The organism is Aliiglaciecola litoralis (assembly GCF_039523355.1).
GTDB lineage: Bacteria > Pseudomonadota > Gammaproteobacteria > Enterobacterales > Alteromonadaceae > Aliiglaciecola > Aliiglaciecola litoralis.
Window position 1 is genome coordinate 101,078 of record NZ_BAAAFD010000009.1, and the last position, 14,479, is coordinate 115,556.

Genomic DNA, 14,479 nt, shown 5'->3' on the forward strand with positions numbered 1-14,479 from the left:
ACTTTTTGTTTGAGCATTACCGGGATGACTTTCTGTTTGAGCATCGTCGGGATGACTTTCTGTTTGGGCATTGCCGGGATGACTTTCTGTTCGTGAATCATCCATTAAACTTAATACTCATTGGCCCAAGCAACTGGTGCCAAATCCTTTCATAAATTGGCACTTTTGCTTTACCGTGGATTAATCTAGGCTAGTAAAAGACCGGTTCCTAAAGAAGATCCTATGCGTATTTGGCTTATTACTTTTTTACTCGTGATTGCTAGTAAAGGCGCTTCAGCAGATTGCGTATTTGACTGCTTTTCCGGCACGGGCGAAAACCCAAGAAGCGAGCTAACGTTTACAACCTTAACAAGCTCAACCGCACTGCCGCTAATAGACTATGTTCACTATGGTGTACCTGCGCAAGCGGCCAATCCAACCAATACGTTCAATGGGCATTTGTCACTGAATATCACCGCTGGTGCGCTTGCAGAACAAGGTACTAGTTTAGCAAGTGTCTACATAGCAGCGGATTCCTTACCACCTTTTTCGTTTAGTTTTGTGCAATATGGTACGCATGTGTTACCGACTCAGCGGCAGCTAATCAATACAGGTCACACGGCTTGGGAGTGGATATTATTACCAGGCAGAGTATGGAACGAGCGCGGTGATAACGGCTATTCCAGAGTCGCGCTACCATTTGCTTTACAAGAGATTAATGCCAACTGCACCCACAACGGGGTGATGACGTTTTTATTCAAGGATGACGGGAGCGTTTCCGATGTTGCCTACCAAATTGCACAAGAAACCTGCCGCTACTTTAAGTTCAACTTGCACGGTAAAATAGCCGCGAGCTTCACACCGGCACTCATTGCTAATGCCCAACAGGTAATTGATGATTATCGTCGAGAATATGCCAACCGACTGTCGCTTAAACCCTTGGCGGCCCTAGCCTCAGATTATCCCAACTCCGGCATTGATCTTACCCAAATCGGAAGCGACCAAACCGCCTCTCAGCTAACGACTTACGGTGTGCTTTATAATGGGACTCACTATCAAGGCCCGTGTGCAACGCGGTATGGTGAATATCCCTTTTGTGATGTGATGGCACTTCCCTCCTATTCCATCGCAAAAACCATAGTGGCCGGTTTGGCCGTGATGCGCGCTGAGCAAAAATACCCGGACAAACTGCAACACCTGAAGGTAGGTGAATGGGTCGCTGAATGTCAGGGAAGCCAGTGGCAAGATGTCACGCTGCTCAACGCCTTAGACATGGCCACCGGAAACTATCAATCGGCTCAAGCTTTAGTTGATGAAAAGGCGCAAAAAACCATTGATGAATTTTTTGTTAGTGCCTCTCACGCAGATAAAATCAAACACAGTTGTGCTTATCCGCGACAAAGCCCTCCCGGAAGCACCTTTGTTTACCACACTTCAGATAGCTATATTGTCAGTAGGGTGTTGCAGCAATATCAACAACAGCTACGTGGCCCCACAGCCGATTACTTCACCGATATCTTAGTCAACGAGTTATACAAGCCTCTAATGCTCAGCCCTGTGACTTATTCAACAAAGCGCACATATGATGTTCAGCAGCAGGTATGGGCAGGTTATGGACTGACATTGTTGGCCGATGATATTGCCAAACTGGGCCAATTTGTTGGACAGAGTAACGGTAAAATACAAGGCCAGACAGTGCTCGATAGCAAGTTATTGAGTGAGGCTTTACAGCAATCTACCAACGGCGGACTGCAAGTGAGCAGTAATGCGCGGTATCAACACAGTGTTTGGGCATTTGATCTGAAATCGTCAACACAATTTAACTGCTCCACTGCCACTTGGATACCTTACATGTCTGGATTTGGTGGCATTGGCGTCGTCATGTTGCCAAACAATATGCTGTACTATTTCGTCAGCGATAATATGCAATATGGGTTCGTTAAAACTCTAATGGAGCTACACAAAATTGCGCCAATATGTGAGTAACCTGAACTGGTGCCACTGGCAATGCATAACTGGCACTATCTCTCTAAAGTGCACCTTGTTAGGGTAAGGGTTCTAATAAGTATAATGAGTAGTTAGCAGATGAAAATGGAAATCAAGATTGCGCCCGATGGCATGGCAGTTCGCGTCATGCTCGCTTTTCTAGCAACCGCCGGCCTTTTTTACGTTAACATTATGCCAGCGATTGTGTCAGGGTTAATCGATTCTTTAGGATTTTCTCGAACCGACGCCGGTTTAGTTGCCTCGTTTAATATTTATGGGGCGGCAGTTGGTGCATTGGCAGCAGTATTCCTTATTACCCGCGTATATTGGAAGCCCTTAGCTGCGATGCTACTAATTGGTTTAATTTCGATGGACGCCATTTCCATTTGGGTCAGCGATCCACTAACCATGAAATTAACCCGTGGGCTGCACGGTGTTATGGGCGGCATGTTAGTTGGTGTCAGTTTTGCGGTTATTGCGCGAGTGACATTAGTACATAAGACCTTTGGTTATTTGTTGTTTGTGCAGTTTGGTCTGGGGGGGGTGGGCGTTATGTTGCTTCCGCCGCTCGCGCCGATTTACGGCACTTCAGCACTTTTCCTTGCCTTGATCGCATTCAGTACAGTTAGCTTCATGATGCTATTTTTATTACCTGATTATCGTGTTGAGGATGCCCCAAAAGCCGTTGGCAATGGCGATATTAAATGGCGACCGTTGATTGTCGCACTGTTGTCGGTATTTTTGTTTCAGGCGGCCAATATGGGGCTGTACGCTTATATTATCGATCTCGGCAAATCCTACGGCCTGACAATTGACTTCATTTCACCGATTTTAGGAATTTCGGCTTGGGCCGGTTTGATTGGTGCTTGGATGGTGATTGTCTTTTCGACCCGCTTCGGGCGAACCTGGCCGTTGTTTTTCGCCACGGGCCTAACTTTGGGCGCCACGATCGCGCTGCATTTTAGCGCCGACAAAGCCATATTTTGGCTAGCAAATGTGTTGGTGGGGATCACTTGGGCGTTTTGTATCGCTTATTTGCTTGGGATCTGTGCCGAGTTTGATAAAGCCGGCAAAATGGCAGCGCTGGGCGGCTTTGCTTCCAAAACAGGGCTGGCGTCTGGGCCCATGGTGGCTTCGTTTCTCGTCAGTGGCGGCAGCTACACTGTGCTGATCAATATTGCTGCGGTAGCATTATTAGGCTGTATGCTTATCTGTCTTTACCCGACACAGCTACTTGATAAATTAGATAAATCCGGTCAGGATGAGGTTGCTTGATGACAATAGGATGGTTATGTTGCAGCACCTTTTCACCCTTGATGACAACGCGACTACGAGCCTTCAGCGACAGCTGCAACGGAAGTTAATTGACGCTATTCTCAGTGGTTATTTCGCCGCCGGCACGCGCATGCCATCGTCACGCAAACTGGCTGATATGTTGGGCGTATCGCGCAATACAGTAGTTGCTGCCTACGAGCAACTGATCGACGAAGGCTATTTGCTTAGCCGCGAGCGCAGCGGCATTTTTGTCAGCGATCATTTATATGATGAACATGCCCAAGCCGCTAACTGCGATGATGAAAATGTCGAGCCCTTCGACTGGGATGCAGCCTGTAATGCCTGTACGATTGAGTCGTCAAAACCACCTTATCCAGATAATTGGGCAGATTATGAATTCCCCTTTATTGACGGGCAATATGATCAATCACTCTTCCCATTAAGTCAGTGGCGCGAGTGTTCGCGGCTTAGTTTGAACGTCGATGAGATAAAAAGCTGGGCGCGCGATAGCGGTTACCAAGACGATCCTAGCCTAATCCATGAAATTCGCACCAAAGTTTTGCCGCGCCGCGGTATACAAGCGCGGCCTGAAGAAATACTGGTCACCTTAGGATCACAACAGGCGCTATATTTAGTTAGCCGTCTATTGATGAACTCCACTACGTTGTTAACCACAGAGGAACCGGGATATCAGGGTATCCGGCAATTAGCTCAACAAAATCTTTGTCCGATTCGATTCGCCTCTATTGCCAAAGATGGTATTAATCTACAAGAGATCTCGGCGCAAACCCGATTACTTTATGTCACGCCCAGTCATCAAGTCCCCACTGCCGTCACCATGTCCCGTGAAAAACGCGACGCCCTAATGCAACGAGCCTCTGAGGATGATTTTGTAATAATTGAGGATGACTACGAGAGCGAAGCGAATTTCATTAGTAACCCAAACCCGGCGCTGAAAAGTTTAGATACGCAAGGACGAGTTGTTTACATCTCGAGTTTTTCAAAAGCACTTGCACCGGGTTTACGATTAGGATTTATGGTTGCCGACCCGGCGCTTATTAGTCGCGCGCGACAATTAAGAGCATTAATCCTGCGTCATCCGCCTGCCAATAATCAACGCATCATGGCGCTGTTTTTATCCCTCGGCTATTACGATATGACCATGCGTCGATTACACCAAGCCATTAGTGAACGCTGGCAAGAATTGCGCGAAGCACTGAATCACTATCTTGGTCCCTACATAGTGACCAGTGAAACTATGGGAGGCGGTACCTGTTGGGTAAAAGGCCCTCCGGGATTGGACAGCCAAAAATTCGCCGCTGCCGCAGCGGAAAAAGGTATTTTGATTGAACCGGTAGATCGCTTTTATGGCGGTTCAGAGCGCCCCGAAAGCTATTTTCGACTCGGTGTGCGCAGTCTGCCAAAGGAAAAAATCCGACCGGGCATCGAACAGTTGGCCAAGTTAATTGAAGACATCCGTGCTGATGGCGATCCCGCTTTTGGGCGTCACCTAACAGGTCAAGAGCTCAAACAGTTTTTAAGTAACGTGGCTTTTACTGGTCATACGGTTTTTGGCGATCCTTACACCATTACGCTGTTTGCCGATGGAAAAATGCAAGGCGTTGAAGGGCACAACGATGAGAAAAAAGACATCGGCACTTGGTGGCTCAAAGGCAATACGTGGTTTCGACAATGGCAACACTGGTCGTATGGCGAATTGCTAGGGTTTGACATCTATATTACCGAATCACGGATCCACTGGGTGCGGGATGGAAAGCTGGTCGACGCGGCAAACTACCTTAAACCCTGAACTCTGGTACTAACTAAAAAACCAACTGGACCTACTCATGCTGAGCTTGTCTGTTTACGCTTGATTCCTATCAGAAATAAAGTTTCACGACTGACAGGAGATTGAAACATGACAGTCATGAGTATCGCCGGCCTGCAGCTAACGCTGCCAGCAAACCAAAATAACTTTACGGCGATTGCCAGCCAAGTGCGTAACGTCAAAAAACGTTTCCCGCATGTAACCATGGTGGTACTTTCCGAGCTGGCCACCTTTGGACCTGCCCCACGGTATGCCGAAACCCTACCGGGCGAAACTGAATCGCGTTATGCACAGCTGGCCAAAGAAACGCAACTGTGGCTGGTTAATGGCTCCTTGTTCGAACGCGCAGAAGACCGTGTTTACAATACGACCTCGGTGCTCTCGCCTGAAGGTGACGTGGTCGCTAGATATCGCAAGATGTTTCCGTTTTTACCCTACGAAGAGGGTATTTCTGCAGGCACCCAACCTTGCGTATTTAACATCCCAGGTGCCGGGAATATCGGCTTATCTATTTGTTACGACATGTGGTTTCCCGAAACCATTAGGGCGCTGTGTTGGGAAGGCGCAGAAGTCATAGTCCATCCGACGTTGACCAATACCGTTGATCGTGACACTGAATTATCGATTGCGCGCAGCAACGCTGCAGTTAATCAATGCTACATGGTCGATATCAATGCCGCATCCCCTATGGGCGTGGGACGCTCTATCATCGCCGGTCCTGGCGGTGAGGTCATACATCAATCGGTCAGTGAGCATGATGTGATCGTGTTTGACGTGGATTTTGATTACGTGCGCCAAGTGCGTGAAAGAGGCTGGCAAGGTCTTGGGCAACCACTAAAGAGCTTTCGCGATCATGTTATCTCTTATCCCCAATATGTCGAGGGCGCCCGCTCAGTCGCGCTGGACGCTTTAGGTCCTTTGCGAAAACCGCAAAAACTGGCCTGAGCGAAAACCAGTAACTGGCCCTTACACCCATAAACAAGAATTCGTAAAGTCAGAAACAGCATAAAAACAAGACAAAAGGAACGGACTGATGAAACATAAAAATCACAATAACTTTTCAATTTCCCCCCTAGCGCTAGCCGTGGGCGCCACATTGTGCACAGGTACAGTATCAGCACAGGAAAACCCAGATGCTCGAACGGTTGAAAGGATAGAAGTGACATCATCACGTCGCGTGTCCACCGTAGAAGAAACCCCCTACAACTTATCTGTCATCAACGGCAGTGAACTGAACGAACGCAACATTGTAGATACGGTAGAGATGATCCGCAATGTAGCTGGTGTGACAGCGGTTGATCGAGGATATCGAAACTCCGGTGTACTGAATAATATTATTATTCGCGGTATGAATGTCGATTCCTCTGGCAACGGCGATTTTGCGTTGAACGCGGCCCCCACCGTCTCGTCCTACGTTAATGATACGCCTTTGTTTGCTAATTTTATTCTCAAAGACATTGACGCCGTTGAGGTGTTGCGCGGACCACAAGGCACCCTGTACGGATCAGGTGCCTTAGCTGGTACCGTGCGCTACCGGATGAATCGACCCGATTTAGATGGATTCAGCGACAAGGTCTCTGGATCAATCAGCCAGTCGGAGGGCTCAGAAGGTCTTAATCAAAATTACGATGCACTTCTCAATATCCCGCTGGGTGACACTGTGGCTTTTCGTGCAAATGTTGGTGTGATCCGCAATGACGGTATTGTCGACTACGCCAATGTGTACCAACTCAATGCGGCCGGTGCACCCACAGCTGCGGGCGGTGATATTGCCGAAGGTGGCCCGCAGTTTCGTAGTGTCGAAGATGCGGATACCGTGGATATCGATTATGGTCGTGCGTCACTACTTTTCAAACCCTCAGAAACCTTTAGCGCTTTGTTGTCATATCAATACCAATCAGATGATATTGGTGGCCGACGCCAAGTTACCACTGGGACAAATTGGGTATCTGGCAGCGAGCAAGATTACAACGAATATGAAAACGGCGCGATCCAGCTAGAGCCCTCGCAACGAAAAGTCGATCTAATGACATTGGAAGTGGAATGGAATTTAGGTTTCGCCACCTTGTCGTCTAGCACATCCGATTACGAGCATAGCGGTGATTCGATCAGTGACAACACTGGATTTTATGCTCAGAATAACTGGTTTGCTTGGTTTTACGGTGGCTCACCACGTCCCATGGCGCAGGCTCAGCGAACCTATGAAGACAGTGGCTTTAGTCAAGAAATACGACTGGTCTCCACACCAGGCGAAACCGTCGATTGGATAGTGGGTGCTTTCTATTTAGATCAAGAAACAAAAGCGTCGCAAGACAGTTTCATGCCCGGTTTTTCTGAGTGGGCTACCGCCAGTGGTTTTGATGATACCTTGGCAAGCTGGGGCGGTACTCTCACCGATCAGGATTTTCTCTATCGGGACAGTGGCAAAGTAAAAGATTTATCGGTATTTGGTGAGCTGACTTGGCACATCGACACCGACTTCGATGTCACCCTTGGGGTTAGACGTTTTGATAACGAAATATCTAATCAGACCATCATCGAGTTACCTATTTATCCGGGTGCGTCCGAAGTAGGCGCAACCACAGAAGAAAGTGACACCTTGTTTAAACTTAATCTGTCTTATGATGTATCGGATGAAATGATGCTGTATGCGACCGTCTCCGAAGGCTATCGACGCGGTGGCACCAGCGCTGTTCCTTTGACCGGCGGTTTTGCCGAAAACCCGGAATATTTAAGTTACGACTCCGATTCAGTGACAAATTATGAAGCAGGGATAAAAGGCAATACTGGCGAAGTGTTTTATGCGGCCACTTTGTACAGGATGGACTGGGACAATCCGCAACTAAATGTCACTACGCCAAACTGGGGCTTTTATGCTGCAGTAAATGGTCAAGCGGCTCGCACTCAAGGACTTGAGCTAGAAACCCGTGGCTACCTTACGGACACTTTGCAATACGGCATTCAGTACGCTTATACCGATGCTAAACTGACCGATGATCTATTCATTCCAGCAGGAACTCAAGAAGAACCCAGTGAAGTACAGCGCGCCAACAATGGTGAACGGTTACCGAGCACCGCTGAGCACACTTTCAGTGCCAACTTAGAGCACTACTATGAACTAGAGGGTGATTATTATTTAATAAGTAGAGCAAGTGCTTACTATCAATCTGACAGTCGCAATGCTCTAGGTGACAATCCGACGTTTAACATTGACCTCGGCGCCTTCTGGATAGCGAATATCAGTACAGCATTGCATGCTGAGAACTGGAGCGTTAGTGTGTATGTGAAAAACCTGTTTAACGAAGAAGGCATTACTGGGGTTCTATCAGAAGCTTATATGGGCACAGATCCAGATGAAAATTTCTTAGGAAATGCATCCAAATCTTATATTACCCAGCCGCGAACCATCGGAGTGTCACTTCACTACCAATTCTGAGGAAGTAATATTGGAAAGTACCATCCGGCCTCATCTTGAGGCCGGTCAACTAGCACAAGCCAGACAAGCGATTAAAGACTATCTGCACACGCTCAAAGCCCCTACGGCTGAAATCCTTGCAGAAGCAGCTTATTGGAGCTGCCAAGCTAACGATTTCGACCTTGCCACATCTTTATATCACCGCGCCTGCTCGCTGGCACCGGATCATGCTACCTATCATTACAATTTAGCCACGACCTTGCGTATTACCGGTGATATCAATGGCGCAAAAAGCGCACTTGAGCGGCATTTGCAGTTGGCACCCGATGATGCAGAGGCACATTGGCTGTTAGCACAACTGAGTACCCAGAACACTCAGGGTGACCGAGCCACCATAATCCGCCAGTTAATTGAAAAAAATCTTCCGCCAAAGCAGACCGTTCATGCTTGGTATGCGTTAGGAAAAATATACGAAGATTGCGGAGAATTTAGCAAAAGTTTTACTGCCATTCATAATGGTGCATCGCTGCGCCGCCGCTACCTGAAATACCATCCAGATCAAGATGCTGCTATCTTTGCTCAAATTGAATCAGCCTTCTCTCAATCGTGGTTTGAAGCGACCAAACAAGGTGACACCCCAGCAGGCAATATCTTTATTGTGGGGATGCCGCGCAGTGGCACAACATTGGTGGAAAATTTGCTGGCCGCACATGATCAGGTTGCTATGGGCGGCGAGTTGAATACTTTTTCGTCTTGCCTGATGGCGCAAGTTAACCAGCAAGCGCAGATTAGTTCGATGGGCGATGCCATTACGCAAAGTAGCCGATGTGACTTCCACGCATTAGGACATGCTTATCGACAAGCCACAGCAGACTATCAAAACAACCAGTCGTTTTTAACCGACAAGTTGCCGCTTAATTTTCTGTACCTTGGACTGATTCATAAAGCATTACCTAAAGCGCGAATATTACGCATTGAACGTGATCCTATGGACACGGTATGGTCGATTTACAAACATTTATTTAGCCACACCTACCCTTTTTCCTACGACTTGATGGAAATTGCCGAATATTACTTGGGTTACCATAAACTGATGACACATTGGGAGAATTTGCTCGGAGATAATCTGCTGAGAGTTGATTATGAAGCCTTGATAGCAGCACCGACGGAACAAACCAAACGCATAACTCAGTTTTGCGGCATTGAATATGATCCTAACAGCCTTAATTTCTATCAACAATCCAGCAGTGTTACCACTGGCAGTGCTGTGCAAGTTCGCCAAGCGATGCACTCGCGTAGCATTGGCCAATGGCAGCATTTTGCCAAGCAACTAGAGCCGGTCAGGCAACGACTAATCGAGTCAGGAATGATCTTAGAATGAGCTGGGCAATGACCCATCGACGGCAATATGCTGATGTAGAATTTGCTTAAAAAATTCCACTTTTTTCGGCTCTGCTGGGACTAACTTATGCACCAATGATTGGGCAAAGTTGTACTGATAGCGAGTGGGACATAATAACCGAAAGTCACCATTTAGCAGGTCTTGTTTAATATAACTGCCGGGTAGATAGCCTATAAATTTACCTGAAGCTATGAGAGCCTTACGAGAGTCGAACTGATAAGCATAGGCCCCGACACTGAGTTTTTTTAACTGCTCTCGCCCTTCTTGACTGATCTCCACGCCAGGTACCACAGCCGCATGGTCGGCAATTAAGCTGTCATCGATTTGCGCATCTGCCACCTGAAATAAAGGGTGAGATGATGCACAGCACAAATAGATGGGTTCATTCATGGTGTCTTGGTAACTCAGACCGGCCATTTTACGATAGCCTGGGAAAATCCCTATGTGCGCTTTATCTTTAAGCAGTGCCTGCTCAATATTCTCAATTCGATTTCCGTCTAAAGTGATCCTCAGTTGCGGCGCTTTTGTGATCATCTCATGCACGGTTTTAGCTAGCAGTGCCAAGCGTGCATCATCCAAAACATCAGCATGCAATATCACCAAGTTGCCGCTAATTTCTTGACTCAATTGTGACACCGCATTGGAAAACTCACCAAGGGCCGCAAACAAAGGCAGACTTGCCTGATAAGCAACTTGTCCATCGGGCGTGAGCATGAAGCCTGCTCGTCCTCGGTGACACAGCGTCAGCCCCATCCGTGTTTCCAAATTATTCATGTGCACGCTAATGGTCGAGCGAGTAATACCCAACTCATCTTCAGCAGCAGCAAAGCCGCCGTTCTCAACAACCGACTTGAATACTTTCAATAATTTTAAATCGTATTCGGTAATAGCACGTCCGGCGATGTTAATAGTCTCACTCCATCAAACTTTAGGTTGAATGTTAGTTATTTAACGATGTTATTGCGTTTGATTCAATAGCGACATGAACAACTAAGGAAAAATAGGATGACAACTGAGTATCTAGCCTTGATCAGGCATGGTTCTTATATTAATGGTCAGTGGCACAGCAGTGATTCTGTGTTCAGCGTGCTTGATAAGGCCACTAATGCGCAAATCAGTGTGGTGGCAAATGCCCAACCGGCCCAAATGTGTGCCGCCATCGATGCAGCAAATAACGCCTTGCCAATCTGGTCTACCCATAGCGGCGCGCAGCGAAGCCAATTATTAAGTAACTGGCACACACTTATCACTGAGCATCGTGAGGCACTGGCGCAACTACTCACCCGTGAACAAGGAAAACCGCTCGCCGAAGCAAGAGCCGAGATCGATTACGGCGCAGGCTATATTAAATGGTTCGCGGCAGAGGCTGAGCGGATCTGTGGCGATGTGATGGAAGGGGTCAATGCTAACCAGAGCATGCAGGTTGTTAAGAAACCGGTTGGAGTGGTGGGTGCTATTACGCCTTGGAACTTTCCCAATGCAATGATCACCCGCAAAGCGGCGGCGGCATTAGCTGCTGGCTGTACCTTTGTGGTCAAACCTGCAGCAGACACGCCGTTAAGCGCTCTTGCCCTCGCCGCCCTTGCCCACCAAGCAGGTATTCCCCAAGGCGTTTTGAATGTGGTGGTTGGCACCGATGCGCAAAGTATGGGTCGTGAACTCACGCAATCCCCTAAAGTGGCTAAGCTCTCGTTTACTGGATCGACCAAAGTAGGCCAGCTGTTAATCAAGGACTGTGCAGCAACGGTCAAGCGCGTGTCTATGGAGTTAGGTGGCAACGCGCCTTTCATCGTATTTGACGACGCCGATATCGAGGCGGCGCTTGAGGGTGCGATGCAAGCCAAGTTCCGTAATGCAGGACAAACCTGTGTGTGTGCAAATCGCTTTTTAGTACAGGCGGGGATCGCCGATGCGTTTGTTGCTGCTTTACGCGATAAAGTGGCCACGCTAAGTCAAGGAAACGGGATAGATAATGTTGATTTAGGGCCACTGATCAGCCAACAAGCCGCTGCGAATGTGCACGCGCTGGTAGAAGATGCGGTGCAAAAGGGGGCGCGCCGACACACTGACACCACATGGAACAACTCGGCATTTTATCCTCCCGTAATACTCTCGGATATCAGCACCGACATGCACATCATGCATCAAGAAATATTCGGTCCAGTTGTCGCGCTAAGCACATTCGACACTGAAGAGCAGGCCATCTGCATGGCTAACGCCACGGAATATGGTTTAGCGGCTTATTTCTACACCCGTAATTATGCGCGCATGCAGCGTGTGGCCAATGCCCTTCAATTTGGCATGCTGGGAATGAATCAAGCCGTCATCTCAAACCCCGCGGCGCCCTTTGGTGGAGTCAAACATTCTGGCTATGGTCGCGAAGGCTCAAAGTACGGTCTAGACGACTATTTATCCCTTCAATATCGCTGTATAGGAACGCATTAAGATGGTCACTAATCAAGCATTGCAACAACGTAAACAAGCCGTGATCGCCTGCGGTCAAGGAAACCTCTACCCCATTTATGTTGCCCGAGCCAAGAATGCCGAAGTCTGGGATGTTGAGGGTAGTCGCTATCTAGACTTTGGAACCGGCATTGCCGTATGCAATACCGGTCATTGTCACCCACAAGTGATCAAGGCTGTTAACCAACAGATGGAAAACTTCAGTCACACTTGCGTCATGGTTAATCCCTATGAAAGTGCCGTAGCATTGGCAGAAAAACTGGTTGAATTGACTCCAGGCAACAGCCCCAAAAAAGCCATGTTTGTCACTACAGGTGCGGAAGCTGTTGAAAACGCCATCAAAATTGCCCGCGCGCACACCGGCAGGCGAGGTGTTATTGCCTTTAACGGTGGCTTTCATGGTAGAACCAATTTTACCATGGGCTTGACCGGCAAAGTGACTCCTTACAAAGACCACTTCGGCCCCTTCCCTGCTGAAATCTATCACGTGCCATTTCCCAATTCATTGCATGGGATAACTGAACAATCTAGCCTACAAGCACTCAACACCTTATTGAAAGTCGATATCTCACCAAGAGATGTGGCCGCCATCATTATTGAACCGATTCAAGGGGAAGGTGGCTTTTATGTGGCGTCACCTGCATTTTTACAAGCAATGCGCGCTCTATGTGATCAGCATGGCATTATGCTGATATGCGACGAAATCCAATCCGGTTTTGCCCGCACCGGACATATGTTTTATACCGAAGTGTCAGGCATTGAGCCGGATCTCATAACACTGGCAAAAGGGATTGCCGGCGGTATTCCGCTCTCAGCAGTGGTAGGTAAAGCGGAGGTGATGGACAGCGCCCCGGTGGGCGGCTTAGGTGGAACTTATGGTGGCTCCCCACTTGGCTGTGCCGCAGGCTTGGCGGTACTCGATATCATTATCCAAGAGCAGCTTATAATTCGAGCAAAAATGATCGAGCAACGCTTTTTCGAATCACTAGGGGCGTTAAAAGCAAGCTATCCCAATGTTATCGCCGACGTCAGAGGCAGCGGCGCTATGATTGCGCTGGAATTGATGCTCGATGGCACCCCATCAGAGCCAAACCCACAGCTTACCAAAACGATAATAAGCATGGCACAAGCGCACGGACTCATATTATTGGCCTGTGGTTTCCACGCCAACGTGATCCGCTTCTTACCGCCTTTAACCATCACAGAAGCCCACTTAAACGAAGGGCTAGAACGGTTTCACACATTGTTCGACCAAGCAATGGCAAGCGGTTAACGCACTAGACAACAAACAGGAGTCCAGAAGATCCCGGCTCAAGGGCATTACCGGGATGACAGGATACCGTCATCCCCGAGGTCTCTTGATCGGGGATCTCTCAAACAGTGTGACGCAGCAAAATACAAACAGGAGTCCAGAAGATCCCGGCACAAGAGCATTACCGGGATGACTTTTTGTTTGGGCATTGCCGGGGTGACACCACACTCCGTCATCCCCGAGCGCCCCCCGTCATCCCCGAGGTCTCTTTATCGGGGATCTCTCAAACAGTGTGACGCAGCAAAATACAAACAGCGGTCCAGAAGATCCCGGCACAAGAGCATTACCGGGATGACTTTCTGTTTGGGCATTGCCGGGGTGACACCACACTCCGTCATCCCCGAGCGCCCCCGTCATCCCCGAGGTCTCTTGATCGGGGATCTCTCAAACAGTGTGACGCAGCAAAATACAAACAGGAGTCCAGAAGATCCCGGCACAAGAGCATTACCGGGATGACTTTCTGTTTGGGCATTGCCGGGGTGACACCACACTCCGTCATCCCCGAGCGCCCCCGTCATCCCCGAGGTCTCTTGATCGGGGATCTCTCAAACAGTGTGACGCAGCAAAATACAAACAGGGGTCCAGAAGATCCCGGCACAAGAGCATTACCGGGATGACTTTTTGTTTGGGTATTGCCGGGGTGACTTCGTCAATTTCAAGCACAAAAAAACCAACTAAAAAGTTGGTTAAGTTGTTTGGTACCAGAGGGTAAGGCTGGACTCTTTAGCTGCGCAGCAGCGCCCAGCCGAACGACAGCACATGGATGTGCTGGCTGGGTGAGATATCAGGGATGGGTTCAATCTAAGTTTTGCGAATAAA

The 14,479-nt window shown here is 48.4% G+C and carries 9 protein-coding genes; 8 read left to right on the forward strand and 1 reads right to left on the reverse strand.

Features of this window, described 5'->3' with window-relative positions; all coding sequences use genetic code 11:
* Positions 1–222: 222 nt before the first annotated feature.
* The 6 genes from ABD036_RS14680 (at position 223) to ABD036_RS14705 (ending at position 9,864) form a co-directional block, all read left to right on the forward strand.
* Positions 223–1,965 carry a serine hydrolase domain-containing protein gene (locus tag ABD036_RS14680; RefSeq protein ID WP_343861222.1) on the forward strand — a complete coding sequence of 581 codons (1,743 nt, stop codon included), beginning with the start codon at positions 223–225 and terminating at the stop codon, positions 1,963–1,965.
* Between the two features lie 105 nt (positions 1,966–2,070).
* Positions 2,071–3,240 carry an MFS transporter gene (locus ABD036_RS14685; RefSeq protein WP_343861224.1) on the forward strand — a complete coding sequence of 390 codons (1,170 nt, stop codon included), beginning with the start codon at positions 2,071–2,073 and terminating at the stop codon, positions 3,238–3,240.
* Positions 3,241–3,256: 16 nt separating this feature from the next.
* The gene (gene pdxR, locus ABD036_RS14690; protein ID WP_343861226.1) at positions 3,257–5,050 is read left to right on the forward strand and encodes a MocR-like pyridoxine biosynthesis transcription factor PdxR; all 1,794 of its coding nucleotides are present in this window, start codon (positions 3,257–3,259) and stop codon (positions 5,048–5,050) included.
* A 108-nt stretch (positions 5,051–5,158) separates the two neighbouring features.
* Positions 5,159–6,013 carry a carbon-nitrogen hydrolase family protein gene (locus ABD036_RS14695; protein ID WP_343861229.1) on the forward strand — a complete coding sequence of 285 codons (855 nt, stop codon included), beginning with the start codon at positions 5,159–5,161 and terminating at the stop codon, positions 6,011–6,013.
* Positions 6,014–6,101: 88 nt separating this feature from the next.
* Positions 6,102–8,504 (forward strand): TonB-dependent receptor, encoded by a 2,403-nt coding sequence (locus ABD036_RS14700; protein ID WP_343861231.1) that lies wholly within the window; start codon positions 6,102–6,104, stop codon positions 8,502–8,504.
* 10 nt (positions 8,505–8,514) lie between these two features.
* On the forward strand, positions 8,515–9,864 hold the full coding sequence (locus ABD036_RS14705; protein WP_343861233.1) for a tetratricopeptide repeat-containing sulfotransferase family protein: 1,350 nt from the start codon (positions 8,515–8,517) through the stop codon (positions 9,862–9,864).
* On the opposite strand, the gene ABD036_RS14710 is transcribed toward ABD036_RS14705, so the two are convergent.
* Positions 9,856–10,749, reverse strand: a complete 894-nt coding sequence (locus ABD036_RS14710; RefSeq protein WP_343861235.1) for a LysR family transcriptional regulator — start codon at positions 10,747–10,749, stop codon at positions 9,856–9,858. The genes ABD036_RS14705 and ABD036_RS14710 overlap by 9 nt on opposite strands.
* A 141-nt stretch (positions 10,750–10,890) precedes the next feature.
* Here ABD036_RS14710 and ABD036_RS14715 point away from each other — a divergent pair, with 141 nt between their 5' ends.
* Both ABD036_RS14715 and gabT read left to right on the forward strand, forming a co-directional pair.
* The gene (locus ABD036_RS14715) at positions 10,891–12,330 is read left to right on the forward strand and encodes an NAD-dependent succinate-semialdehyde dehydrogenase (protein ID WP_343861237.1); all 1,440 of its coding nucleotides are present in this window, start codon (positions 10,891–10,893) and stop codon (positions 12,328–12,330) included.
* Position 12,331: 1 nt separating this feature from the next.
* Complete coding sequence (gene gabT, locus ABD036_RS14720) at positions 12,332–13,621, forward strand: 4-aminobutyrate--2-oxoglutarate transaminase (RefSeq protein WP_343861239.1); 1,290 nt, start codon at positions 12,332–12,334, stop codon at positions 13,619–13,621.
* Positions 13,622–14,479: the final 858 nt, after the last annotated feature.

What these genes read in the sequence shown, in the direction of transcription:
- ABD036_RS14680 (WP_343861222.1), top strand. Translation starts at nt 223, where the DNA reads ATGCGTATTTGGCTTATTACTTTTTTACTCGTGATTGCTAGTAAAGGC.
- ABD036_RS14685 (WP_343861224.1), top strand. Translation starts at nt 2,071, where the DNA reads ATGGAAATCAAGATTGCGCCCGATGGCATGGCAGTTCGCGTCATGCTC.
- pdxR (WP_343861226.1), top strand. Translation starts at nt 3,257, where the DNA reads ATGTTGCAGCACCTTTTCACCCTTGATGACAACGCGACTACGAGCCTT.
- ABD036_RS14695 (WP_343861229.1), top strand. Translation starts at nt 5,159, where the DNA reads ATGACAGTCATGAGTATCGCCGGCCTGCAGCTAACGCTGCCAGCAAAC.
- ABD036_RS14700 (WP_343861231.1), top strand. Translation starts at nt 6,102, where the DNA reads ATGAAACATAAAAATCACAATAACTTTTCAATTTCCCCCCTAGCGCTA.
- ABD036_RS14715 (WP_343861237.1), top strand. Translation starts at nt 10,891, where the DNA reads ATGACAACTGAGTATCTAGCCTTGATCAGGCATGGTTCTTATATTAAT.
- gabT (WP_343861239.1), top strand. Translation starts at nt 12,332, where the DNA reads ATGGTCACTAATCAAGCATTGCAACAACGTAAACAAGCCGTGATCGCC.